The organism is Micromonospora sp. NPDC047134 (genome assembly GCF_040643455.1).
Taxonomy (GTDB): Bacteria; Actinomycetota; Actinomycetes; order Mycobacteriales; family Micromonosporaceae; genus Micromonospora.
Map to the genome: position 1 here is coordinate 1 of NZ_JBEYUI010000063.1, position 1,307 is coordinate 1,307.

At 63.8% G+C, this 1,307-nt stretch carries 2 protein-coding genes; both read right to left on the reverse strand.

The genetic code is table 11. The annotated features are described in order from the left end of the window. Positions 1 to 45 precede the first annotated feature (45 nt). Positions 46 to 606 (reverse strand): hypothetical protein, encoded by a 561-nt coding sequence (locus ABZ795_RS28755; protein WP_357532642.1) that lies wholly within the window; start codon positions 604 to 606, stop codon positions 46 to 48. 161 nt (positions 607 to 767) lie between these two features. After that, positions 768 to 1,148, reverse strand: coding sequence for a hypothetical protein (locus tag ABZ795_RS28760; protein WP_357532643.1), 381 nt, complete (start codon positions 1,146 to 1,148; stop codon positions 768 to 770). Positions 1,149 to 1,307: the final 159 nt, after the last annotated feature.

Below are 1,307 nucleotides of genomic sequence, written 5' to 3' on the forward strand. Positions count from 1 at the left end.
CCGACCACCGTATGGATCAACAAACCCGCAGCTCAACCCACCGAACTACAGAACACCTGACCACGAAAACGTCTCACTTGACTTGACAGGTTCCGCGGGACCGATGTACGGGCCGGGCGTCTCGGTGAACGTGGGCATGGAGTCCCGTCCGGCGATCCCGCCCGGGGGGTTGGCCCAGTGCAGGGTTGGGTCGACCGGCAGCAGGTGCGGCAGGAACTTCCCCCGCTTGTCGACCAGTTGGTTGATCCAAGTCACCCGCACCGGGTGATCCGCCCGAGCGTTGATCGTGAACGACGGGGAGCTGAAAGTCCCCTTGTGCACGGCCGAGCCGTAGCCCCAGACCGTCGTGCTTGGCAGACCCGGTGGCAGGACCTGTTGCGAGAACTGCCGTACCCCGATCAGATATTCCTCGATCTTGTGCTTGCCGTGCTTGCGCGCCGGTGGCATGGCTGGCGGGATCAGCAACTCCGTCACGTACTTCTGGATGGTCGTGGGATCGAGTATCGGCTGCGCTAGCCGAATGGGCGCTGCCCATGCCCCACGCGGAGCGACCAGCAGGACTGCGCTGCCAGCACCTGCGATCAGCAACTGCCTTCGCGAGATCACTATGTCTCCTTCATGCCATGTTGTCCGGGGTGGGCATGAAAGCGAATTTAGTGCCAGGCTCAGAGCTTCAGGCGAGGAAGCGGCTAACCGCCGGGGTCATCACCCGCAGGTGAGTTTGGCCCGGCGAGGGGATCCGCCAGCATTGTTAGTGGTGCGTGTGACTAGTCGCGCGCGAGTCCTGGCGGAAGGGCGTCTTCGTCGGTCCCGACCCGGCGAGCGTTGACCAGCGGATTGTCGTGCAGGGCGGTGATCAGTGTGGTGGTCCCGCCGATGTCGGTCCATATGTCGTCCCAGAGGGCGGAGACGAGCCAGGAGTGATCTGCAGGGAAGAACAGATCGGGTAACGAGCCATTGCCGGCGCGCATGTGGCCGGTCCGCCAGGTGAGGGCTTGTTCGGGTCCGGCTTCGACCAGCACATAGGGCCAGTTCCAGTAGAGGGACACCCTCAGCGCGAGGGGGAAGACGACGTTGTGGGCACCCGTGTCCAGATAGCCCAGCCACCAGGGCTGGTCAGGGGTGTGCTGGGTGAGTACGTCGATCACAGCGCGTTCATGGGCTTCGACACTCACGCCGTCGGGCGGGTAGAAGGTGGCGTAGGCGTCGAACTGTCAAGCCCCGGGTTTGATGGACAGTTGGTTAGCTGGTTTTCAGGGGTGCGGTGACCGGGTGGGTCATCGCGTGTAGGGCCTCGTGTTCGGCGG